Annotated in this window: 19 protein-coding genes and 2 pseudogenes; 11 read left to right on the top strand and 10 right to left on the bottom strand. The window is 41.9% G+C overall.

The features are described from left to right. Positions 1-215 precede the first annotated feature (215 nt). The 4 genes from FD723_RS09805 to FD723_RS42110 are packed head-to-tail and all read left to right on the top strand — an operon-like array spanning position 216 to position 3,113. Complete coding sequence (locus FD723_RS09805) at positions 216-1,502, top strand: sulfite oxidase (protein WP_179065168.1); 1,287 nt, start codon at positions 216-218, stop codon at positions 1,500-1,502. Between the two features lie 35 nt (positions 1,503-1,537). Continuing rightward, positions 1,538-2,329, top strand: coding sequence for a sulfite exporter TauE/SafE family protein (locus tag FD723_RS09800; RefSeq protein ID WP_179065167.1), 792 nt, complete (start codon positions 1,538-1,540; stop codon positions 2,327-2,329). Between the two features lie 29 nt (positions 2,330-2,358). Then, a complete protein-coding gene (locus tag FD723_RS09795; protein WP_256875126.1) occupies positions 2,359-2,937 on the top strand; it encodes an RNA ligase family protein in 579 nt (192 codons plus the stop codon). Positions 2,938-2,954: 17 nt separating this feature from the next. After that, positions 2,955-3,113 (top strand): hypothetical protein, encoded by a 159-nt coding sequence (locus tag FD723_RS42110; RefSeq protein ID WP_218651864.1) that lies wholly within the window; start codon positions 2,955-2,957, stop codon positions 3,111-3,113. 217 nt (positions 3,114-3,330) lie between these two features. On the opposite strand, the gene FD723_RS09790 is transcribed toward FD723_RS42110, so the two are convergent. The 5 genes and pseudogenes from FD723_RS09790 to FD723_RS09775 form a co-directional block, all read right to left on the bottom strand. Then, positions 3,331-4,344: an RluA family pseudouridine synthase gene (locus FD723_RS09790; protein ID WP_372743798.1), complete on the bottom strand. Its 1,014-nt coding sequence runs from the start codon at positions 4,342-4,344 to the stop codon at positions 3,331-3,333. Between the two features lie 329 nt (positions 4,345-4,673). Then, positions 4,674-5,324 carry a Uma2 family endonuclease gene (locus FD723_RS09785; protein ID WP_179065166.1) on the bottom strand — a complete coding sequence of 217 codons (651 nt, stop codon included), beginning with the start codon at positions 5,322-5,324 and terminating at the stop codon, positions 4,674-4,676. A 196-nt stretch (positions 5,325-5,520) separates the two neighbouring features. Further along, a complete protein-coding gene (locus tag FD723_RS42615; RefSeq protein WP_256875208.1) occupies positions 5,521-5,871 on the bottom strand; it encodes a DUF952 domain-containing protein in 351 nt (116 codons plus the stop codon). Between the two features lie 168 nt (positions 5,872-6,039). Then, positions 6,040-6,561: pseudogene (locus FD723_RS42610) on the bottom strand (HAD hydrolase-like protein); the annotation flags it as partial. A gap of 70 nt (positions 6,562-6,631) precedes the next feature. Continuing rightward, positions 6,632-7,057 (bottom strand): KGK domain-containing protein, encoded by a 426-nt coding sequence (locus tag FD723_RS09775; protein WP_179065164.1) that lies wholly within the window; start codon positions 7,055-7,057, stop codon positions 6,632-6,634. A 414-nt stretch (positions 7,058-7,471) separates the two neighbouring features. Here FD723_RS09775 and FD723_RS09770 point away from each other — a divergent pair, with 414 nt between their 5' ends. Next, positions 7,472-8,005: a DUF4352 domain-containing protein gene (locus tag FD723_RS09770; RefSeq protein ID WP_179065163.1), complete on the top strand. Its 534-nt coding sequence runs from the start codon at positions 7,472-7,474 to the stop codon at positions 8,003-8,005. Positions 8,006-8,094: 89 nt separating this feature from the next. Here FD723_RS09770 and FD723_RS09765 read toward each other — a convergent pair whose 3' ends face one another. After that, positions 8,095-9,612, bottom strand: a complete 1,518-nt coding sequence (locus tag FD723_RS09765; protein WP_179065162.1) for a thioredoxin-like domain-containing protein — start codon at positions 9,610-9,612, stop codon at positions 8,095-8,097. Between the two features lie 384 nt (positions 9,613-9,996). Here FD723_RS09765 and FD723_RS09760 point away from each other — a divergent pair, with 384 nt between their 5' ends. Both FD723_RS09760 and glsA read left to right on the top strand, forming a co-directional pair. After that, positions 9,997-10,695 (top strand): HAD family hydrolase, encoded by a 699-nt coding sequence (locus tag FD723_RS09760; RefSeq protein ID WP_179065161.1) that lies wholly within the window; start codon positions 9,997-9,999, stop codon positions 10,693-10,695. Positions 10,696-10,724: 29 nt separating this feature from the next. After that, positions 10,725-11,639, top strand: a complete 915-nt coding sequence (gene glsA, locus FD723_RS09755) for a glutaminase A (RefSeq protein WP_179065160.1) — start codon at positions 10,725-10,727, stop codon at positions 11,637-11,639. Here glsA and FD723_RS09750 read toward each other — a convergent pair. Further along, the gene (locus FD723_RS09750; protein ID WP_179065159.1) at positions 11,604-13,271 is read right to left on the bottom strand and encodes a hypothetical protein; all 1,668 of its coding nucleotides are present in this window, start codon (positions 13,269-13,271) and stop codon (positions 11,604-11,606) included. The genes glsA and FD723_RS09750 overlap by 36 nt on opposite strands. A gap of 682 nt (positions 13,272-13,953) precedes the next feature. Here FD723_RS09750 and psaA point away from each other — a divergent pair. The 3 genes from psaA (at position 13,954) to FD723_RS09735 (ending at position 19,000) form a co-directional block, all read left to right on the top strand. Then, the gene (psaA, locus tag FD723_RS09745) at positions 13,954-16,212 is read left to right on the top strand and encodes a photosystem I core protein PsaA (RefSeq protein ID WP_179065158.1); all 2,259 of its coding nucleotides are present in this window, start codon (positions 13,954-13,956) and stop codon (positions 16,210-16,212) included. Positions 16,213-16,346: 134 nt separating this feature from the next. Then, positions 16,347-18,572: a photosystem I core protein PsaB gene (psaB, locus tag FD723_RS09740; RefSeq protein WP_179065157.1), complete on the top strand. Its 2,226-nt coding sequence runs from the start codon at positions 16,347-16,349 to the stop codon at positions 18,570-18,572. Positions 18,573-18,856: 284 nt separating this feature from the next. Next, positions 18,857-19,000 (top strand): hypothetical protein, encoded by a 144-nt coding sequence (locus FD723_RS09735; RefSeq protein ID WP_256875125.1) that lies wholly within the window; start codon positions 18,857-18,859, stop codon positions 18,998-19,000. A gap of 111 nt (positions 19,001-19,111) precedes the next feature. On the opposite strand, the pseudogene FD723_RS09730 reads toward FD723_RS09735, so the two are convergent. Together FD723_RS09730 and FD723_RS09725 are read right to left on the bottom strand one after the other, a co-directional pair. Further along, positions 19,112-19,303: pseudogene (locus FD723_RS09730) on the bottom strand (IS5/IS1182 family transposase); the annotation flags it as partial. 144 nt (positions 19,304-19,447) lie between these two features. Next, positions 19,448-21,115: a mechanosensitive ion channel family protein gene (locus tag FD723_RS09725; RefSeq protein WP_372743797.1), complete on the bottom strand. Its 1,668-nt coding sequence runs from the start codon at positions 21,113-21,115 to the stop codon at positions 19,448-19,450. A 403-nt stretch (positions 21,116-21,518) separates the two neighbouring features. Between FD723_RS09725 and ahcY the strand changes: the two genes are divergently transcribed. Next, positions 21,519-22,796: an adenosylhomocysteinase gene (gene ahcY / locus FD723_RS09720; protein WP_179065156.1), complete on the top strand. Its 1,278-nt coding sequence runs from the start codon at positions 21,519-21,521 to the stop codon at positions 22,794-22,796. 437 nt (positions 22,797-23,233) lie between these two features. On the opposite strand, the gene FD723_RS09715 is transcribed toward ahcY, so the two are convergent. Then, the gene (locus FD723_RS09715) at positions 23,234-24,193 is read right to left on the bottom strand and encodes a DUF6602 domain-containing protein (protein WP_179065155.1); all 960 of its coding nucleotides are present in this window, start codon (positions 24,191-24,193) and stop codon (positions 23,234-23,236) included. Positions 24,194-24,227: the final 34 nt, after the last annotated feature.

The raw sequence follows: 24,227 nt of genomic DNA, 5'->3' as shown, positions 1-24,227 counted from the left end.
GGGAAAATTTTTCTTCCTGCTCCCTGCTCGCTTGCTTCTCCCCTGCTCCTTTATCAAGCCTTATTCTGTGTATCTTAAATTACGAATTACGAATTAAAAAGCAATACATACCGTTCAAATAAATCCAAAACTTTCATGTAGAGACGCGATTTATCGCGTCTTGAAAGACCAATAATCTTTAACCCAAGCGTATTGAATTAAAAGGGGGTAATAGCTTGAGCGATGAAAACCTCTTTGATCAAGAGGATTATGTACAAACGCGGGTTGAACAGTGTATTTGGCAAAAAAGTACAGCTGCGGGTATTTCGCGCCAGCGCTTTCTGAAAATACTAGCTACTATGGTTGGCGCAACAGCCATTGGGGGATTAGCTAAACCTTCGTCTGCTCACAGTCAGGCAGCTATTAAAACTAAAGGCAGCAAAATACTTAAACCATTGCCACCAGGGTATATCTCTCATAGCAAAGGCACATTAGAGATGAACTGGGAAGCGATGTATGGGCGTGGTTATTTAGTACCAAACGATTGGTTCTATGTTCACAACCGCAGTACACCTCCCCCATTTGACCCGTCTACGTGGCGTTTGCAAATTCATGGAACTGGTGTTTCTGCACCTTGCGAGTTTACTTACGATGAAATCATCGCCATGCCATCCGTCTCAGTCACTTGTGCCATTGAGTGTGCTGCTAATGGTCGGCGCTTCTTTGAAGAAGCTTACAACACACCACTTCCTGGAACACGGTGGAGGCTTGGGGCGATTGGTGTGGCTGAGTGGACTGGTGTACCACTTGGTATGTTATTAGAGCGGGCTGGATTGAAATCTACAGCAAAAGATGTACTCGTTGAGGGTGCAGATGTAGATTCGCTGGACTCAAAAGAGACAAATAAATCCAAGTTCAGCAATGTAGTTCCAATTAGCAAAGCATTAGCAGATAACTCGCTCGTCGTCTACGCAATGAATGGAGAACCATTACCTCCAGATCATGGTCAGCCGTGCCGTGTCTTATTCCCTGGTTGGGGAGGAAACGCCAACGTTAAATGGATTGAGCGGATTGAGGTTTCTGAAACACCGATATATACCCAGTGGGTGACAGAACAGATGGTGCTAGTTGGTGCAGACTACCCAGCGATCGCACCATATAAAGGTAAGCTGATTACCTATCAAAATGTTAAGAGCGCTTTTGAGTTGGCTTGGCCAGCTACACTTTCTGCTAAAACCCACTTACTACGTGGACGTTCTTGGTCTGGGAAAGGAAAGATTGCACGTGTAGAAGTCAGCCTGGATGGCGGCAAAACTTGGCAATTTGCACGACTGAGAGAACCCAATTTTCCATTTGCATGGGTACGCTGGGACATTGAATGGAACCCACTTCCTGGGGAATATTTTCTCCAGGCTCGTGCTACTGACAATTTAGGTAATACACAACCGATTACAGTTCCGTGGAATAATTCTGGATTGCTCTACGGAGGTGTTGTTAGCCATCCGGTGATAGTACAAGGTTAATCACACCAAGTCAGTCTCTAGAAAAAGAATTATTTATGATTGATTTTAGTTGGTTGATTTTAGTGAGTGGGGGTTTAATATCGGGAGTCATCGCTGGACTTTTAGGAATAGGTGGGGGTATTATCACGATTCCTCTTTTAGTCACACTAGGTTATACTCCCGTTCAGGCGATCGCTACTAGTAGCCTTGCTATTGTAATTACTTCAATCTCTGGAAGTTTGCAAAATTGGTGGATGGGCTACTTTGACTTCAAACGAGTAATCTATTTAGGAATTCCAGCTTTTCTAACTACTGGAATAGGTGTATATTTCGCCAATAAAATTCCATCCTATATAATACTCTTTACATTTGGCATCATACTACTTACTAATATCTATCTGATTGAGCTTCGTAAGCAACTAGCCTTTAAGAAAATAGAGAATACATCCCCAATATTTAACCCATTAGTTTCTAAAATTGGCACTGGGGGAGCAGCAGGAATTTTAGCAGGTTTGTTTGGTTTAGGTGGCGGCACGATTATGGTGCCTTTGCAAATGTTGCTATTGGGAGAAGAAATTAAAGTAGCAATTCAAACTAGTTTAGGTGTGATTGTCATCACTGGTTTAGCTGCCTGCACAGGACACACATTAGAGGGAAATATTCTGTTTGCTCAAGGTATAGTTTTAGGATGTGGCGGTCTTTTAGGCGTTCAGATGAGTACTCGCACATTGCCAAAACTACCAGATTACACTGTGAGTTTAGTTCTGCGTATTTTTCTAGGAATACTATCAATTTATATTTTCTGGGAAGCTTGGACAAATTATCAACAAATAATTACTAGTTTGTAATTGAGATATGAGTATTTTTAAAGTTGAAGTTGTCAAAATCAACAGCATTAATCCTCATTGAAGGTGAAGAAGTTGTTGTAACAGAGAAATTGCACGGAACTAACTTCACTGTCTTAGTTGATGCTGATGGCACAACTAAAATTGGCAGCCATAATTACTTCTGGAAAAACAGCGAAGTCAACAAAAGATTAGTTTATATTCGTGCTTACAACGAAAACGAGGCTTTCCAGAAACTTCCACCAGGAACTCAGATTTTTGGAGAAATCTACGGCGTACAAGATATCAAATATGGCTTGAATAATGGGAATATTGGAATTGCTATATTTGCTGTGCGTCGCGGCAGTTATTTTCTTAATTACAGCGATTTTGTGGATTTTTGCGAGGAATTTGCTTTGCCGAGAGTACCTGCGCTTTATATCGGTGCTTACACTTGGGAAGCGGTGTCTCAATTCAATAATGCCAATAGTGTAGTCAGTCCCGACTGCATCATGGAAGGCGTTATTGTGCAACCAGTCATTGAGAAAACGCATCCAGAAATAGGTAGAGTAGTCTTGAAGTTGATTAGCGATCGCTATCTGCTCCGTAAGGATGGAACTGAACTTCATTAGGTTCAACTTGATTTTTGGTGTCCCTGGTTTACCTCACCCTCAATCCCTCTCCTTATAAAGGCTACGGTGTACACACAAGTCTTAAAATTCCCCCTAGTACTTGGTTTCGTCATCTAGCAATAGATTGTGCGATCGCTCCGAAAGCCTGTCATTGTAAACGCGAGTGCGTCTCGTAGAGAGGAGGAACGATGAACGCGAGTGCGTGTCGTAGACAAACAATCGCTTTAACTACGAGATTATGCGATTACTTCGCTTCGCTCGTAATGACAATTTATTAGGTCTATAAAGCTTGAAACCCTTGCAGATACGACTTGTGTGTACACTGTAGCCGATATATTGGAAAGGGAAGCTAGAGACAGGATGAAGTTTTGCATTTTATTTAATCCACGTTCCTTAAAGTGTCGTTCGTCTTTTGAGCATCTCCAAAAGTTTTGTAAAGTGGGCGGGAGGAGTCGCTGTCACCTCAATCAACTCCCCAGATAGGGGGTGCTGCAATTTTAGTCGCCAAGCATGGAGTGCTTGTCCGGGCAAATTTACCCCTACTGAATGGCCAGAACTATAAACTCGGTCGCCAACAATTGGATGTCCCATTTTGCCACTGTGGACGCGAATTTGATGGGTGCGTCCAGTTTCTAATTGAAAGTGAATTAAGGTGAAGTTACCAAGACGTTCTAGTACTTGCCAGTGAGTGACGGCGACTCGTCCGCCTTGTTCAACAGGTATAATCGCCATTTTCTTGCGGTCTTGGGGATGGCGACCAATGGGTAAATCTATAGTGCCACTTTCAGTTTTTGGCGCACCGTAAACTACACCCAAGTATTCTCGCCGTGCAGTTTTAGCTTTGAGTTGCGCTTGTAAATGACGATGGGCAATATCTGTTTTAGCGATCGCGATCGCTCCTGTTGTATCCTTATCCAATCGATGGACGATTCCTGGACGTTGGACTCCGCCAATTCCTGGTAAATTGGGACAGTGTGCCAATAAAGCATTTACCAAAGTGCCATCTGGATGACCGGGCGCAGGATGGACAACTAAACCTGCGGGTTTGTTGAGAATAAGTAATTGATCGTCTTCGTAGAGGATATCTAAAGGGATATCTTCTGCAAGCAGTTCCAAGGGTTGGACTTCTGGTATTTCCAGAGTGATGCGATCGCCTAACTTGACATTGATCTTCTTAGATGTGCAAACTTGATCGTTAAGTTGGACATTACCCTGTTCAATTAACTGTTGGATGCGGGAACGAGATAAGTCTGGTAATTCTTGTGAAAGGAAGCGGTCGAGGCGATCGCTCTTAGTGTTGATGCAGTGTATCGTATTAGTGGAGGGAAGTAGGCTAGGTGCTGCATCCTCCATAACAGAAGATAAGCGATCACTATTTTCTTGGATTTGTAAATTAAATTCGGTCACAATTGCTCTAGATTAATTCCCCTTCTTTAAGTAAAGCGCGGAAATGCTTTAAAAGGGCAGTTAGAAACCGCGTTTACACAGGCAAAACCCTGATTTTACCTTACGGACGAGAGTTTGTGTAATCGCGAATTCTGTGACTCTGTTGGCGAATTAATAGGGGGTCTAACCCATTATTCCTCATTACTCTGATTTGGGTCCGTTTCAACGGACTTGAGCTATTAGCCCGAAATTTATTTCAGGGTGGGAAAGCAACGCCAAACCAATGTTTTAGGGGTGAGGGGTCAAACTAAACCCACCGTTAATTGAGCAACAGTCTTATTCTATTCGCCTTAACTGTCTTGTATTTGTTCTTTTACCGATTGTCGAAACGCTCTAAGTGCTGAACTCATTCCTGTCGTTCGCGCCATTTCCACAAACTGGGGAATGAGTTCTGTGATAGAAAAAGTAGGAAATGTGGGGCTGATGAGAGACTTTACATATTGCTCACCTTGCAGTAAGCTAATTTCTAGCTTTTTGCTTTCATATCGCCAGATTTCAGGTACTCTCAAAGCTTCGTAGGCACTAATTTGGGTTTTAGAGGTGACATCAATTTCAATTGCCAAATCAGGAGGAGGATCAATAGTTAGGTCAATCCTGTCTTTCCCAATCATTAGCTTATAGTTTTGAATATAAAAACAATCATCGGGTTCAATACCTGCACTTATCTCTTTTCGCTTAAAGGTAGTTGAACCTAAAGACTCCCAATTGAGATCGAGTTCATCTAGCAAAGCTTTCACCAAGTCTCCGATAATTACCTTAGATCGCTCATGTTCTGGTAATGGAGCCATAATTTCTAACGTTCCTTGGCTGTATGCTACTCGACTCCCGCGATGCTCTCCTAACTCGTTGAGAATTGCTTCAAATACTTGCCAACTCACATTTTCCAGTATTATTCTTTGCCCTGGTGGAACTCGAATTTGTCTGAGTTGAAGAGTAACCATCTGATGTTAGTTGTTAAATAATTTCATTTTTACTCAAATTTGAGATGAGTGAAAAGGGAATTTTCCCAAATTCGATGTAGCAAATGCCCTAGCCAAAAAGCGATCGCTTAAATTCTTTCCGTCTCTCCTCCTCCGTGTCCTCTGCGGTAGCCTGCCATAGACCATTCACATAGCGTCTCGTAGAGAAGCGTCTACGTTATTCTAAATCTATAACTTCTTGCGGTAACTCAAATAAACCATCTTCCCCAGCTTCAAAATCAATCACTTGATACACAGCATCAATATTTAACTCACCATAAATATGAGGAAATAATTCTCCTATTTCAGCAGGTTCATCGCGAATTTCAGCTTGTACTTGATCGGAATCAATAAAAAGTAGTACCAATTCTTTTTGATTATGAAAAAATCTCTTGGCAACTTTGAGTATCTGCGTTGATTTTGAGCAATGTATAAAACCTTCACTCTCTAACGAATCAGCACGATATTTACCGAGATTTTTTGCTTGTTCCCATTGTTGGCGTTTGGTAATGTGGAGGATAGTATTCATAGGAAATCTAGGAATTTCTGCGGATTGTAATATTTTCGGAAAATCTTCTAAATTTGTAAAGTCTTTAATTACTTGGGTAGCGCCGACACTTGATAATTTATTATCACCTATTCCAATAAAGGCAATATTCAACTTATAGGCTGCTTTTACATCCCAAACACCATCACCGACAAAAACAAATTTCTGAAATTTTTCAACTTGATAAGCATTCTCTGCTTTGATAATAGCTATCTTAATAATATCTTCTCGCGACAGTGCATCATTAGCTGAAGCCAACGGAATGCCTTCTATTTGGATGTTAGCTTTTTGAAGTTTTAGTTTAGCAGATTCACGCCAACCACCAGTTGCGATCGCAACGCACCAATCAGATTCTAACTGCAATTTAGCTAATACATTTGCAGAACCAGAAATTTCGCTGAATAAATCTTGGTTGTTGATAAATGCTTCCTGAAGTAGACTAACAAAACGTGCTTTGAGTCTGACTAACTCTTCATTTGAAGGAAGACGTTCTAATTTTTCTTGGAAAATTTGCTGGGTAATTCCAGAATCCGTGGTGTATGCGTATTCAGCCCAGTTTGTATTTATACCAAAAATACCAAATTCCAATGCAAAGGCACGTACAAAACAATTTTCATCAATTTTGAAGGTATTGGTCAGTGTACCATCAATATCAAAAATTATTAACTGCATACAAGCGATCGCTGCCCAAATATTTTGCTTTTTACCATTATTTCGTGTTTGGTGATATATAGGATAGTATTCATGTTACTTGTATCATTTTACGAATATCATCTAAAGGCGATTCAGGTTTAGCAGATTCATCAGGACAAAATTCAAAACATAATTTATATTTATCTGTAGTGACATTTGATATGTATATTTTAATTTTTAGTTTGCCTTTTTGCCAGCCTTGACCACTAATTTTAAGTAGCTGGCAATCTATAATCAAATTCAATTTAATTTCATCTATATTGATAGTCTCTTGACTAACAGATAGTTGCTTAAAAAATTCAGAAATTTGAGTATTAGCGTTTTGAATTGAGTATAAATAAGAAGCACTATGACGTTCCCATTTGCTATAAATCTGTTCCCGAACTAATTCCTTTAATCTGCTGACTTTAAAAGTATCTTTCTCCAAAAGTACAACATCATCGTCACAGTCTAGAGTAATGAATTTATTATTCATATCAATGTAGTCAATTCAGAGTGTAAAATAAAGGCTTGATAATTTCAGCTTACTCCAGCTTATTCTGCAATTTTGTTTAGATCAAGTTAGTGAAAATACTCAAATAACTTGCAAAAGAATAATCTGAGCATCTATGAAGCGATCGCTCAACAACATTCCTAAATAAGTTACGAACAAAAAGATCCCCGACTTCTTCAAGAAGTCGGGGATCTGAGCCTCTGGATGTTTGCAAATCAAATAGGATAGCTATAGTTCAGCTATAACCTTTTATTGGCTTGGCTTCTTCTCAAAAATTAGAGGCAGTTCAGCTTATGAAATTTTATCAGATGTTAACATTAGTCAATTTTTGGGAATTATAATAACGAACCTCTTAAAAAGCTTAAAAAGGTTTGGATATACAACCAGAGTGCAACCATGAATAAATTTAAATACTTATCTATTGCAGCATTGTTACTGATTAATTCTGCCTGTACACCGTCGCCAGAAGCCAAGTTAGAGCCTTCGTCATCTCAAGCAAATGCCGCCGATACTACTAATATTGAAGCTGCTTCAAAAGCAGTTAACGGTAAACTTAATCGGAAAGGCTGGGAAGTTAACGTCACAGGTGTTAAATATGCAGGACAGAAAATTCAAGGGAAGTACAAAATATATGAAGCAGCTGAAGTTTGGACAGTGGTTTCTGTAACTGTTAAAAATACAAGTAGCAAAAGGCAAAGAGAGGATAATGCATGGTTCCATATCATATTCTCCAAATTAGTTGACTCAAAAGGCAACAAATACGATTCTAAAGACATGGAGATAAAATATGATACTGATTTGCTAAGTAAACCGTTCTCTCCAGGTGAAGCCCGTTCTGTAGATTTCCTGTTTGACACACCTAAAGGCATCAAGGCAGATAAGTTTATAATTGAGGATGAAAATTTTAAACCTACCCCTTTCAAACTTTAACCTACAATACCACTATTTAATTTATTCTTCTTAAAATATCAAGCAAAGGCGCAATAAAAACCTCTACGTCTTTGCTTGATATCATAATTCTACAAATTCAATGGAATACAAACATCTGGCGCACACAACCCAAGAAACTTTAGCGTTGTTACCTCAAGAGTATTTAAATCTACACGGCGGATGGCATGGTTATTAGTATCAGCAATATATAAATATGAATCAATAACACTCAATCCCGAAGGTTCAAAAAATCGAGTGTTTTTACCCTGGCCATCTTGTAAGGCACTAGTACCATCTCCTAAAACTGTTTGACAATTTCCTGTACTGGGACTCACTAATTTAATTTTGTGATTATAAGTATCTGCTACCCACAGAAAATTTTCAGCATATTCCACTCCTAAGCAATGTTGCAAACGGACATCTTCACCTTGTCCATCTACATTACCAAAACCAAATAAACCTCCACTACCGCAAACAGTTCGCACTTGGTAAGGTTCTACAATTCCCACACCACGAATTGAACTAACTTCACTGTCAGCAATATATAATTCTTGCCCATTATTAGTAATACCACTAGGTTGAGCAAAAGCAGCTTCGGTAAGTGAACCATCAATACAGGCTTCTGCACCAATACCAGCATAAGTTTTGATAATGCCAGTTTCCAAATCCATTTGCCAAATTTGATGCGGCCCAGCCATTGCAATAAACAAGGTATTTCCCACTTTCACTAAATCCCAAGGGGAATTCAGCGCTGTTTCTAAACCAGCACCGCCATGAGGATGGATATTGCGGCTTTGTTCACCAATTCCGGCAATAGTTTCTACTACTTGACGCTTTAAATCAACTCGCCGCAGGGTATGATTTTCTGTATCAGCAACGTAAAGAATCTGATTTTCGGCATCATAAGCCATTCCCTGCGGTGCAAAAAATTGCGCTTCATTAAAAGCACCATCGGTTAAGCCGGATTTTCCAGTGCCAATTAAATGTAGAATTTCTCCGTCGAAGTTACTCATAACTAGGCGGTGATGTCCAGAATCAGCAATGAATAAACCCATTGGAGTCGCTAGAACTTTACCAGGAAAAGCTAGGGGTGTAATTAATGGTTGGCGCTGTTTTTCTAAAGTCAAGCTGATTTCTTGGAAATTAATTGTGCCTTTATTTTGGTGTTGTTGAATTAACTTTTGAATCAACTCGTCTAAAGTGTCACGGTTTCCTTCACCAGAAATCTGGCCAATCACGTAACCTTCTGGATCAATAATTATTAATGTCGGCCAAGCACGCACAGCATACTCTTCCCAAATCCGAAAACCTCTATCAACGACAACTGAATGTTCAATGTCGTAGCGCAGAATAGCTTGGCGGATATTTTCTGTTTCTTTTTCATTTTCAAATTTCGCAGAATGAACGCCGATAATAGTAAGACTATCTTTATATTTTTGTTCTAAATATTTTAGGTTTGGCAGAATATGCAGACAATTGATGCAACAGTATGTCCAAAAGTCTAAAATTACAACTCTACCCCTGAGTTCTTTAAGAGATAAAGGTTTATTGGTGTTCAGCCAAGAGTAATTTTGTGGTATTTCTGGCGCTCTAACACGGGGAATCATAAAGTATCCTTTGATAAAGTTAGCTCATCACTTTAACTTTAAATTCAGAGCGGTTTTTATGCAGATTTTACTGCCTTTATACACAATAAAAGGTAGACAACGCCTTAGATTACTTAAACTAAAGTCTGCAAATAGTCAAACTTGATTCTTCTATATTACAGTATATCTATCGATTTATCGTAGTTTAAAGTATAATTATCCTCTCAATCAGTGTCAGCTACAGTTTATGAACACTCTCTATGTTTCCGATTTAGACGGTACATTGCTTGGAGATAATGCAATTCTTTCTTCGTTCAGCAAAAAAATCCTTTCTGAACTCTTGCATCGAGGACTCCAGTAGTAGCATAGGGATTGAAATTGCTTAGTTTCTATTAGGAGTTATATATGGTCGGGGTAATATTTGATCTAGACGGAACTCTTTGGAATATATCTAGTATATGTGCAGATGCTTGGAATCAAGCAATTAAGATTGCTAATATTTCGAGAACTCCTATCACTGAGGATGATATTAATGGGGTAAGTGGTCTTCCCTTTATAGAGTGCATAAAAAATATTTTTCCAGACATAGAAGAGGAAAATATTGATAAATTTTCTCTTTTAATAGAAGACTGTGAAAAGCAAGAGATAAAAACTAGAGGTGGAACTTTATACAAAGGAGTTTCAGAATATTTAGATACTTTGTCCGGTCAGTTTCCCTTGTTTTTAGTTAGCAATTGTGAATATTGGTACTTACAGGTATTTCTTTCTATGCCTTTAAACACTAGTAATACAAACAAAACTTTTAGGGATATATTTGTAGACTCAGAGTGTTTTGGCAGAACTCAAAAACCCAAAGCTGAAAATATCATTGCAATTTGTCAGCGTCATAGCTTGAAAAAAGCAATTTATGTTGGAGATACAGAAAGTGATAGATTAGCAGCTATGAAAGCAGGGATTGATTTTATTCACGCCTCCTATGGATTTGGTTATGTAGAATCACCAAATTTAAAGAGTGCAGCTTCTTTTAGTGAAGTTGTCGATATACTGTTAACTCTTATCAATTCCCCATCAGTAGCGATAGAAAATATTACAGCGAGTTTATAAACTAGAAATGGTTTTAGCGGATATCACTTTTGAAAAGACTTGACAGACTAACTACTACAGAGTTATCAGCTTGGGTGCAACAAGCGAAAACTAACGCTGAATACGGAAAAGTTATCGATCGCATTCCGCAATTAGCTAAAGCTTATCCTAGTTGGTTTGCAGTTCACATCTGCTGTAAATCGGGTAAAACCATCAGTTTTGGGGATACAGCTTGTTTTTTCCCGCTCATGAGCGTGATTAAGACATTTTCCCTACTTTATCTGCTAGAACATCTCGGAGCAGAAACAGTTTTTCGGTGGATTGGGGTGCAACCATCGGATGCACCCTTCAATTCTCTAGAACAATTAGTTAGCGATCGCGGTCGCCCCCGCAACCCTATGATTAATAGTGGGGCAATTACTCTCGCTGATAAATTACCAGGAAAAGACGCTAATCAACGCACTTTTTTATTTTGTCAATGGCTCAACCAATTAGCCGGTTGCCAACTAAGCTTAGATGAGGTGATGCTAGCTTCAGTGCGATTAACTCGTTCAGCAGCCAATGAAGCGATCGCAAACTATCTTGCCGAAGCCGGTTATCTCGAAAGTCTTGAAATAACCCTTGACACATACGAGCAAATATGCTGTATATCTGGGCGAGTTGAAGATTTAGCCCTGTTGGGAAAACTCTTAGCTTGTGAAAATAGCGGCTTATCTTCACAAAACCGCCGAATTGTCAATGCTGTGATGTTAACTTGTGGATTGTACGAAGCTTCTGCCGAGTTTGCAGTCAGGATTGGTTTACCGATGAAATCAGGCATTGGTGGTGGACTTGTAGCAATAGTACCAGGAGAGGGAGCGATCGCTTGTTACAGTCCCGCCTTGGATAATATCGGAAATCCTGTCGGTGCGATCGCATTCGTTGAGGCCTTAGCGCAAGAGTTGCAGTTGAGTGTCTTTGGTTGATTCTGTTGTAGGTAACGGCGTTGATTCAGGAGTTGGTGTTACCTCTGCCTGTGGTTTTGGTGTCGGAGACTCAATAATCTCTGGCAGCGTGGGTGGCAAACTGGGAGATGGCGCAACTGTTATTTGTGGGGTAGGGACTTTAGCAGCCCCACGGTTAAAATATCCACCAAATCGAGATTTGGTTGGTTTAGGCGCAACTTTTTCAGGTAACGGCGTAGATTCAGGAGTTGGCGTTACCGTTGGCTGTGGTTCTGGTGTTGGACTAATTATTTCTGGTGCTGGAGACTCAATAATCTCTGGCAGCGTGGGTGGCAAACTCGGAGATGGTGTAACTGGTGCTTGTGGGGTAGCGACTTTACCAGCCCCACGGTTGAAAAATCCACCCAATCTAGGTTTTGTTGGTTTAGGCGCAACTTTTTCAGGTAATGGCGTAGATTCAGGAATTGGCGTTACCGTTGGCTGTGGTTTTGGAGACTCAATAATTTCTGCTGGTGTCGGGGACAAGCTAGGAGATGGTGCAGCCGTTGGAACTTCTAATTTTGGTTTTTCTGGCTGTATTTTGGATTCTTTGGGAATTTCCGTTTCAGGAATGGGCTGTTTTTCTACCTTCGGTTGTATTTGGGGTGTTTTTTCAATAGAAGGTGTAGGTGTGGGTTTAGGTGCAGGTCTATAATTGGGATCAACAATACCGCGCACTTCTGCTGCTGTGAGTTCTCCTCTAATAATTCTCGATAGAGTATCTTTACCTTTTGGCTGGTAGTCAATCAATCTAACTGTGGTATTAAAGGCATTTTTGACAGCATTTCCCTGGTTATCGAGAAATTCCAATTTTACCCAATTTTTTCCTGGATGGAAGCCTTTAAGGTAAACTGCTTGCCAGCGATCAAAAATAAAGCTTTCACCATTAATAGTGGAGCGGATGCGCCAATCACTGAACTCGTCATTGGCGTTTTCCTTACCAACGAGGTGCAGAGGAGCATTAGTTAGATAGAAATCCAGTAAGATTGGTTCTGCTCCATAACTGCTTTGAGGACGACTGTAAGTTAGTAGGGGTATTTTAGGATCTGGGGTGTTGTCGTCAGTTTTGGTGAAGACGTGAAATGTTGTTTGGGCATAAGCGCCTTCATTCTTAAAGCTTTCATGCCAAGGACGAGAGGCAAAGACGCGCAGGGTATGACTACCTGGAGACAAGTCTGGCAATACCAAGGGCTGATTCAAGTCGTAAATAGGTATATAAGGTTGATTATCCAGAATTACGTGTAGATGTGGCCCCAGTTGTAATTGTGGGTCTTTAAATATTGGTAGATCCTTGACCTGAAAACTGGCTGTGACTTTGTTGTCTTGAAGAACTTCATCAGACTGTGGAGTAACAATTGTTACCTGTGGCTGATAAACTTCCAAAATTGGACGCAGTTCTTGGATAACATCTGGTGGGGAAACTTCCGAAAACTGCTTAGAAATTTGAGAAATCTGAGGAGAGTTTTCTCTATAGATAGTAGATACTTCCTGGCTAGCGACTTTCTCGCCGCAGCTGGTCAAGCTTAATACCAGCACCAATGTCATTACCCACCTGAGAATCGAGAACTTCTCAGGGAGAAATTTCTCTAACACCCTTTTCAGCCACGAGTTCATGTGTTGTACCCAGTGATAGTCTTCGATAATTGACAGATTTATTTTGGCTCAAACTGTCCATCTGGAACTATAGCCCAAAAGGTGAAATCTGCCTCAGATCGCATGGTTTTCTTGTATATCTCAGGAAATTTTAACGGTTTGCGCTGATTTCTCTGCAACTTTTCTCAGATGAAGTTGGGGACTGGGGATTGGGGATTGGGAAAGAAATTCTTTTAAGATTCGCTGGGGGGTATGAATCCACATACCTACTATTTCCAATATCCATTCCCGATTTAAAAAAAAAAGTCATATTCTTTACAGCGTTTTACTTAAGAAAATTGAAAGATGACATAAATGTTCATGACTAATCGCCGCAAAAGCTGGAACATCAGCTATGTAGAGCCAAACCATAAATCTTACGAATTGTTATCCTTTGTAAATTAAATAGATAATCTATTGACTTTTGGACAAAAAGTTTGAAGTTAAAAGCCAGATCAGGCAGGAATTCCAGCAATATTCGGGCAAGTTTGAATTATTGTTAAAATATCTCCAACAATGTACAAGTGAAGACTCTATAATTCAACGAGAAACAACTCTCCACATGGGGTCTTCATCGCAGCTTCAGTAAAATTCTGGAGTAGTCGGTAATGGTTCATTTTGTGGTATTAATGATTCCTCATTCCTTATCAAGAGAGGAGGTCGAATGACAATAAGTCCTCCGGAGCGAGAGGAAAAAAAGGCAAGAGTAATCGTCGATAACGATCCAGTTCCAACCTCATTCGAGAAATGGGCACAACCTGGACACTTTGACAGATCCTTGGCCAGAGGTCCCAAAACCACCACATGGATTTGGAACCTGCACGCACTCGCCCATGATTTTGATACACATACAAGCGATTTAGAAGAGATATCCCGCAAGATATTCTCAGCCCACTTCGGCCACCTGGCTGTAGTGACCATCTGGTTGAGCGGGATGATTTTCCACGGCGCGAAGTTTTCTAACTACGAAGCTTGGTTAAGCGACCCGTTAAACGTTAAACCAAGTGCCCAAGTTGTTTGGCCCATTGTCGGGCAAGACATTTTAAACGGTGATGTTGGCGGTGGTTTCCACGGTATTCAAATCACCTCCGGTTTGTTCCAAGTATGGCGTGGCTGGGGGATTACACACTCCTTCCAGCTTTATGCAACTGCGATCGGTGGCTTGGTATTAGCAGGCTTATTCCTATTTGCCGGCTGGTTCCACTACCACAAACGCGCTCCCAAGCTGGAATGGTTCCAGAATGTGGAATCAATCCTCAACCACCACTTGCAAGTGTTGCTAGGTCTTGGTTCCTTGGGATGGGCAGGTCACTTAATCCACGTGTCCGCACCGACCAACAAGCTTTTGGATGCAGGCGTTGCTCTCAAAGACATACCCTTGCCCCATGAGTTCATCTTGAACAAAGACTTGTTGACGGAACTGTACCCTAGCTTTGCTGCTGGTATAGCACCTTTCTTCACCTTGAACTGGGGTCAGTACGCTGACTTCCTCACCTTCAAGGGCGGTCTAAACCCAGTAACAGGCGGCTTGTGGCTGACAGATATTTCCCATCACCACTTGGCGATCGCAGTTCTCTTTATCATTGCTGGTCATCAATACCGTACCAACTGGGGTATTGGTCACAGCATTAAAGAGATCCTAGAAAACCACAAAGGCCCTTTCACCGGCGAAGGTCACAAAGGTCTCTACGAAAACCTGACCACATCTTGGCACGCTCAATTGGCTACTAACCTAGCCTTCTTGGGTTCGCTGACCATCATCATCGCGCATCACATGTACGCGATGCCTCCCTATCCATATTTGGCAACTGATTACGCCACACAGTTGTGCATATTCACTCACCATATTTGGATCGGTGGCTTCTTAATTGTTGGTGGAGCAGCTCATGCTGCGATCTTCATGGTGCGGGATTACGATCCAGTTGTGAATCAAAACAACGTGCTGGATCGGGTAATTCGTCACCGGGATGCGATTATTTCCCATCTAAACTGGGTGTCTATTTTCCTCGGCTTCCATAGCTTTGGACTTTACATCCACAACGACACAATGCGTGCATTGGGTCGTCCTCAAGACTTGTTCTCTGATACAGGGATTCAATTGCAGCCAGTATTTGCCCAGTGGATACAAAGTATTCACGCCTTGGCTCCTGGTACAACTGCACCTAATGCCCTAGAACCAGTTAGCTATGTCTTTGGCGGCGGTGTCTTGGCTGTTGGCGGAAAAGTGGCGGCTGCACCCATTGTTTTGGGCACAGCGGACTTCCTAATTCACCACATTCACGCTTTCACCATTCACGTCACCGTCCTAATTCTGCTCAAAGGTGTGCTGTACGCCCGTAGCTCTCGTCTGATTCCAGACAAAGCAAACTTGGGCTTCCGCTTCCCTTGCGACGGCCCCGGTCGTGGCGGTACCTGTCAAGTGTCTGGTTGGGATCACGTATTCCTCGGACTTTTCTGGATGTACAACTCCCTATCTATTGTAATTTTCCACTTCAGCTGGAAGATGCAATCAGATGTTTGGGGAACCGTAGATGCAGATGGTGTTGTAACTCACATCACTGGTGGTAACTTTGCTCAAAGCGCAATTACCATCAACGGTTGGTTACGAGACTTCTTGTGGGCACAAGCTACGCAAGTCATCAATTCCTATGGCAGTGCGCTGTCTGCCTATGGTCTACTCTTCTTAGGCGCTCACTTTGTTTGGGCATTCAGCTTGATGTTCCTGTTCAGTGGTCGCGGCTACTGGCAAGAACTGATTGAGTCCATTGTTTGGGCGCATAACAAACTGAAGGTAGCACCAGCAATCCAGCCTCGCGCTCTGAGCATTATTCAGGGTCGGGCTGTAGGGGTAGCTCACTACCTCTTGGGAGGAATTGCCACAACTTGGGCATTCTTCCACGCACACATCCTTTCAGTAGGGTAGCAATCAGTTGTGGAGTGCTGAGTGCTGAGTGCTGAGTGCTGAGAAAATACTCAAAACTCAGAACTCAGGACTCAAAACTCAGGACTCTAGAAGCTGGTATTTGATGGCTAAAGGTCAGAGGAATTATTAAACCTATGGCAACAAAATTTCCGAAATTTAGCCAGGATCTCGCACAGGACCCGACGACTCGTCGGATATGGTATGCGATCGCTACAGGCAACGATTTTGAAACCCATGATGGCATCACAGAGGAAAATCTTTACCAAAAGATTTTCGCTACTCACTTCGGTCACTTGGCAATCATCTTCCTGTGGGCATCCAGCCTCCTGTTCCACGTAGCCTGGCAAGGTAACTTTGAACAGTGGATTAAAGATCCTCTTCACATCCGTCCCATCGCCCACGCGATTTGGGACCCCCACTTTGGTAAACCAGCGATCGAAGCTTTTACCCAAGCGGGCGCTAGCAATCCAGTAAACATTACCTACTCTGGTCTCTACCATTGGTGGTATACTATCGGTCTGCGGAATAACGGCGAACTGTACAACGGTTCAGTGTTCTTGCTGTTATTCGCGGCTGTATTATTGTTCGCTGGTTGGCTGCACTTACAACCCAAATACCGTCCTAGCTTGGCATGGTTTAAGAGCGCTGAACATCGCCTAAACCACCACTTAGCAGGTTTGTTTGGTGTTAGTTCTTTGGCTTGGGCTGGTCACTTAATTCACGTTGCTGTCCCCGAAGCTCGCGGTCAGCACGTAGGTTGGGATAACTTCCTCAACACCCCACCCCACCCAGCCGGTTTGACACCATTCTTTACAGGTAACTGGGCAGTTTATGCTCAAAATCCTGACACTCCTGGACATATATTCGGGACATCGCAAGGTGCGGGAACTGCAATTCTGACTTTCTTGGGTGGTTTCCATCCCCAGACAGAAGCTTTGTGGCTGACTGACATCGCTCATCACCACTTGGCGATCGCAGTTTTATTCATCGTTGCTGGTCACATGTACCGGACAAACTTTGGGATTGGTCACAGTCTCAAAGAAGCCTTGAATGCTAAGAGTTTCTTCGGCATTCCGGTTGAAGGCCCCTTCAACCTACCTCACCAAGGTATCTACGACACCTACAACAACTCTCTGCACTTCCAATTGGGATGGCACTTAGCAGCGTTAGGTGTTATTACTTCCCTGGTAGCACAGCACATGTACTCCATGCCTTCCTACGCATTTATTGCAAAGGACTACACAACACAGGCAGCGTTGTACACGCATCACCAGTATATTGCTGGATTCCTGATGCTTGGTGCTTTTGCTCACGGAGCAATCTTCTGGGTTCGTGATTATGACCCAGAGCAAAACAAGGGTAACGTTCTTGAACGTGTACTACAGCACAAAGAAGCGATTATTTCCCACCTCAGTTGGGTATCCCTTTTCTTGGGCTTCCACACCCTTGGTTTGTACGTACATAACGACGTAGTAGTTGCTTTCGGCACTCCTGAAAAGCAAATCTTGATTGAGCCAGTATTTGCTCAATTCGTCCAAGCTGCTAACGGTAAGGTATTGTACGGTTTAGATACATTGCTATCTAACCCCGATAGTATTGCTTACACAGCATGGCCTAACTACGCTAACGTTTGGCTTCCAGGCTGGTTAGATGCCATAAATGCTGGTACTAACTCCTTGTTCTTGACAATCGGCCCTGGCGACTTCTTGGTACACCATGCGATCGCTTTAGGTCTGCACACCACAACCTTGATCTTGGTCAAAGGTGCTTTGGATGCCCGTGGTTCTAAGCTGATGCCCGATAAAAAGGACTTCGGCTATGCCTTCCCTTGCGACGGCCCCGGTCGTGGCGGTACTTGCGACATCTCAGCATGGGATTCCTTCTACCTGGCTACATTCTGGATGCTCAACACCATTGGTTGGTTGACCTTCTACTGGCATTGGAAACATCTAGGTATTTGGCAAGGCAACGTCGCTCAGTTCAATGAGAACTCTACATATCTCATGGGCTGGTTCCGCGATTACCTCTGGGCTAACTCTGCTCAGTTGATTAACGGTTACAACCCTTACGGCGTGAATAACCTGTCTGTCTGGGCTTGGATGTTCCTATTTGGACACCTAGTTTGGGCTACTGGCTTCATGTTCTTAATCTCCTGGAGAGGTTACTGGCAAGAGTTGATTGAAACCCTTGTTTGGGCACACGAACGTACTCCTCTAGCTAACCTAGTTCGCTGGAAAGACAAGCCCGTGGCTCTGTCCATTGTTCAAGCTCGTGTAGTTGGTCTAGCTCACTTCACTGTTGGCTATGTCGTAACTTACGCCGCATTCTTGATTGCTTCTACTGCTGGTAAGTTCGGTTAATTCGGCTGCTAGTTTTGTAGGTAAGTAATTTAAATCCCCTGCCGCAAGGTGGGGGATTTTTTTTGGTTTTGGGTGCGGAGGATGGGAAAAATAGAGAAAGGGCGGGCAAGATGCCATTGGTGTCAAGTTAAGAAAAATAGAAACTTGTCAAGTGGGTAAAACTTAATGATTAAAGTCAACACAAGGGTGTTGAGAATAGCCATGAGTAAGCCACGGAAGAAACCCAAGGAGGAGACCGCCGCTCGAAGCTTAATAGTATTGAGCAAGAATTGTTAAAGGTAATCGTGACAGAGCAAAGCGATATATATTTGCGAGAAATTCAAGAAGCCATAAAAGAGCGCACAGAAATAGACGTAAGTATATCCAGTTTATCCCGCACTCTTAAACGCTTAAAATTAAATCGGAAAAAAAACTTTAGTATCGACTGAGCAAACTACAGAAAGAGTACAAAAATTGCGCTATGAATTTCGACTTTGGCTAGATACGATAGATGTCAAAAACCTGATATTTATTGATGAAACAGGTGTAAATCTGTCTACTAATGCCATCCGAAATGACTTTGCTGGCGCTCCCATCTCTACAGAGAACCCGGATGAATATTCCTCTTCAAATTCTGCCCAGGGTATTAAATTCGCCAGAATAATCCAACGATTATCTGATGACAACTTGCCTGAAAACGGAAATTCAAAGTTCTCTGGTGAGATTGGATTTTGTCCCTGTTTTCGGTACATAGTTACAAACAGCACAGTTGTGTACTGCTGGTCGCAGTTATGCAAGGATTTTGGGCTATTTTACCCTCAAGTCTTGCACCTGAATATACTTCTTTGGTCAGATAATCTATATTCTGTGAGCTTCTCTTTCTTTTTCAGCAACCCCTAATTAGCTTTGCCATTTCCTTGAAAATTTAACAACTGATCGTCATTGACCCAAATTGCTTGTTGAGGCACGGAGATGGAAATTCCCGCTTCGTCTAGGGCAACTTTTAGGCGGCGGCGAAGTTCTCGTGCAACATCCCATTGTTTAAGGGGCTGTGTTTTAATCCAGACACGGATAATCAAACCGCGATCGCCAAATTGATCTATTCCCAAAACTTGCGGCGGTTCCAAAATTTGACTCTGCCATTGCATTTCTTGATTCATTTTATCAGCAATAGTTGCAATCAATTTCAAAGCCTCTTCTGTATCGGCTTGGTAGGCGATGGGAATTGTTAAATCGGCTCGCGACCAACGACTAGAAAGATTGGCAACAACTTTAATTTCACTATTGGGAATTGTGATCAAGCGTCCTTCGGAATCCCGCACTTGGGTCATCCGCAGATTCAGATTTTCTACTAAGCCTCCTACGTCTCCCACAGTAATCACATCGCCTAAAGCATACTGGTCTTCTAAAATGATCAGGAAACCGTTAATCGCATCTTTAATTAAGTTTTGCGACGCCAAAGACAATGCAACACCAACTAAACTCGCACCCGCTAGCAAGGGAACGATATCTATCCCCAACGATACCAGTGCTAGCAAGAAGGCCACTCCTACCCAAATAGCAGTAGTTATACTTTTAGTCACACCAGAAAATGTCGAAACTCGCAGTTGCAGCCGTGCAGAACTTTCTGGGGTGAGGAAAGCACCGCTGCTAATTAGAGTGGAGGCAAAGCGGTCAATCAAGGCGTAGGTCAAACGGATTGCTACATAGGTTCCCAGGAAGACGACACCTAATCGCAAAGGAAATTGGGCGGCTGTAAGAATTCCTACCTGAAAACTTCGTGTATAGGGAAATAGACCTAAAATAAAGAAGCTTCCACCTCCCCAAATTCCGGCTTGACTTAGCTGAAATAATCGTCTTTTGACTTCTTGTAGATGATTCTTTTGTTGTTGATTTAGTTGTGTTGTAATTACTTGATCTGCTGGTTTTGGGTAGTTGAAGAGTTCCCTTTGGGGTTGGGAGGCAATGGAGTGTTCTAAATTATTTTGAGAACGCCGCTGCCAGCTATATACCCCCCAACTCATAACAATCATTGCCAGTCCGATACCGCCAGCAATTTTACCTTGGTTGATTAAAGATTGAGTTTGCCTTTCTTGCTTTGCTTGTTGCAAGTCTTCTTGTAACGATTCGGCCACTTGATTTGCTGATGTTGATATATCTACCTGTCGGAGTGCAGCATCTTCAGAAGTAACGGTCATCAGATATTGACCATTGACATAAATTACTGGTAATTCGTTGACTTTCCGAACTTCTACTTTGACTGGTGTTTTTGCTGGTGATTGAAAGTAATTTTGGCCAATTTTCTCCAACTTCTTTTGAATATCTTCTGAACGCTCAGGAAAGTTGGTTCTTGATGCCGCTATTTGAAATAACCGACGACCATCTAAATAAATCCAGCCCGAAACAACTCTGTTATCTGAATCATTACTCACACTGCTGGGAGCTTGCAGTTGCGGTAAAAAAGGAATCTGGGCTGTGGCTTTTTGCACAGATACAACGCCTATGGTCATTGAACTGGCGATGCCTACGGCGGGCAAAGCCAACGCCAAAAATTGAAAGCGCACTCAAACACCTCCTTGAGTAAAATCTACTAGTGACTACTTCTATAACTATCCTCCGCAATAACTTTGGGTATATGTACCTATCTAAAGTTGAGGTTTTCTTTTTAGACGGTGAAATTTTGATGTTGTTTTGTTTTTCCTCTATCTTTAGAAAGATGACAAAGTGCTGAAAATCAGTATTACGGGCTGAGAAGAGTTTGAACTCTTACCAAAGATAAAACAAAAAGAAAGAACCTGGAGAAGAAGTTGACATTCCGTTTATCATCCGCTTATCAAACTTCAAGCTAGTTTTGAAGACTATTGACTAGTAATTTGCCAATTGCAAGCAAAAATCAGCAGTAGTAGAATAACCTAGTAGAGTGCGTAAATTTTACGTAGCTTTTTTAATTTTTTGAGGTAACTTTTGATGACCGCAACTTCTCCCCGATTAAAGCACGAGGTTAAAGACCTCGGCCTAGCTGCCTTGGGAAGACAGCGCATTGAATGGGCTGGACGCGAAATGCCAGTTTTGCGGCAAATCCGCGATCGCTTTGCTATCGAGAAACCCTTCGCTGGTTTACGCCTTGTAGCTTGCGCCCACATTACAACAGAAACAGCACATTTGGCGATCGCTCTGAAAGCCGGTGGTGCAGATGCGCTTTTAATTGCTAGCAACCCCTTATCAACCCAAGATGACGTAGCCGCTAGCCTCGTCCTCGATCACGAAATTCCCGTCTTTGCTCAAAAAGGCGAAGATAACGCAACTTATAACCGCCACGTCCAAATAGCTTTAGATCACCGCCCCAACATTATTGTTGATGACGGTAGCGATGTAGTTGCAACTTTGGTACAAGAACGCCAACACCAAATTGCTGATTTGATTGGTAGCACCGAGGAAACCACAACTGGGATCGTCCGGTTACGCGCCATGTTTAGAGAAGGCGTTCTCACCTTCCCCGCAGTCAACGTCAACGACGCGGACACCAAGCACTTCTTTGATAATCGCTATGGTACTGGGCAATCAACCCTAGATGGCATTATCCGCGCCACCAATATTTTGTTGGCTGGTAAAAACATTGTCGTCGTCGGTTATGGCTGGTGTGGTAAAGGTACAGCCCTCCGCGCCCGTGGGATGGGTGCTAACGTCATCGTCACCGAAATCGACCCCATCAAGGCAATTGAAGCCGTAATGGATGGCTTCCGCGTCCTGCCAATGGCTGAAGCTGCACCCCAAGGTGATATTTTTATCACTGTGACTGGTAACAAGCACGTCGTTCGTGGTGAACACTTCGATGTCATGAAAGATGGTGCGATCGTTTGTAACTCCGGTCACTTTGACTTGGAACTTGATTTGAAATACTTGGCTGCACAAGCTAAGGAAATCAAAGAAGTTCGTCCTTTCACCGAAGAGTATAAGTTGAAAAATGGTAAATCAGTCGTCGTTCTCGGACAAGGACGTTTGATTAACCTAGCTGCGGCTGAAGGACACCCCAGCGCAGTCATGGATATGAGTTTTGCCAACCAAGCTTTGGCTTGTGAATTTCTGGTGAAGAATAAGGGTAAGTTAGCCCCTGGTTTGCACTCAATTCCTGTTGAAGTCGATCAAGAAATTGCTCGGTTGAAGTTGCAGGCTATTGGTATCACGATTGATAGCCTAACAGCAGATCAAATTGAGTACATTAACTCTTGGACAAGTGGAACTTGATACATTAATTAGTTGATTTTTTGAGGGATAAGCTTTTGGGCTTATCCCTTTTTTTGTATTTTACGATGTTGAAAGTAGAACCCACAGGGTAGATGTGGAGTAGCAAAGTGAAATAGTTAGGAGGAGAGCGATCGCACTCCGTAAAATACAAATAAAGTTTCTCGTAGTGAAGAAGTATTTGTAGACGCGCAAGTATATCAGAAGCGGTGGAAGAAAAAGTGCGATCGCTTATCCTCCGACTGTTAAAACGACTATTTGGTGAAATTGCTGAGGGACGTTGGAAGCATTAGCTTTGGCGTTGTTGGAATTGAGATTGCGATCGCGGTCTTGGAAGGGTAGTTACAAAGTCAATTAGAAGGTTAAAAGCGATCGCACTAGTCTTAGAGTATAAATGAGAACTATAAAAACTTACATAAAATATGTATATGGCTCAACGCCTAAGTTAATTCAAAAGGTGTATTCATATACTTCGTGAACTCTATTGCTTCACTAGTTATCTTGATATTGACATCTGCATTTATTTTAGTATCTTGGCTCATACCTGTACTGATAATTTTAATAAAGCCTTCTTCTTCAAGAGATTTCAGTATTTTGTTTGCCTCTTCATGATCATTTATTCCTTCTTCATGTAGAATTTCAAGAAAATTTACTTCAACAGAATCATCTTCCTCAAGTTTATTACACAATCTTTTGATAATCATCCAGTCGGGTCTAGCATAGAATATCAAATCGATGCTTGTATATTTAAGTGAAGTTGCTAACCTATTTAATGCTACTATTAGTCCCCAAAGTGTCCAAGGGCCTGTAGCTGTTCCAGAAAGTTGGGATACTGGTAAAATTCCGTGATTCCAAACAAATAAACCCTCTTCAATAATCAGAATTCCATCTACAATCCCTTCTTGTATACGCTTATTTAGAGATTGTTCATTTTTCCACCCTTTATATCCAACAGCAAATAAAGGAATTTGCTTTGGAGCCATTCCTGTACTAGCACTCAATCTTCTTCTGAGTTGCTTGACCTTTTGAGAAGTCTCCTTTACCTCGTTCCACTGAGTAATCAAGTTAGATTTAACTTCAATACATGCAGCTACTCCTTCTGCAAGATATAATCTATTACCCGCATTTGATGCAGGTAATGTGATACTTGGTAAAAGTGGATATTCAATAACAATATCAAGTTGCCCGCTGAGATGACTACTTAAATCTGTAATTTCTCCAGAACCAAATCTAAAGGGAGATGGCAATATTTGAGAAAGAAATAAGTTTATAAACTCTTCTCTTTCTTTACCTTTTGTATTACTACTTGTACTTTTACTTGCAGTATGTATAGAATTCAGGTTATCTTGAATCCCTTTTAGCCTTTGGAAAATATATTTATTACCTTCATAAATAAACATTTAATTATACCTACCTTTATATTTTATAGTTCTT

Origin of the sequence: Nostoc sp. C052 (assembly GCF_013393905.1) — a bacterium.
Classification (GTDB): domain Bacteria; phylum Cyanobacteriota; class Cyanobacteriia; order Cyanobacteriales; family Nostocaceae; genus Nostoc.
The sequence above is the reverse complement of the archived record's forward strand: the minus strand, read 5'-3'. Positions and strand labels throughout refer to the sequence as shown.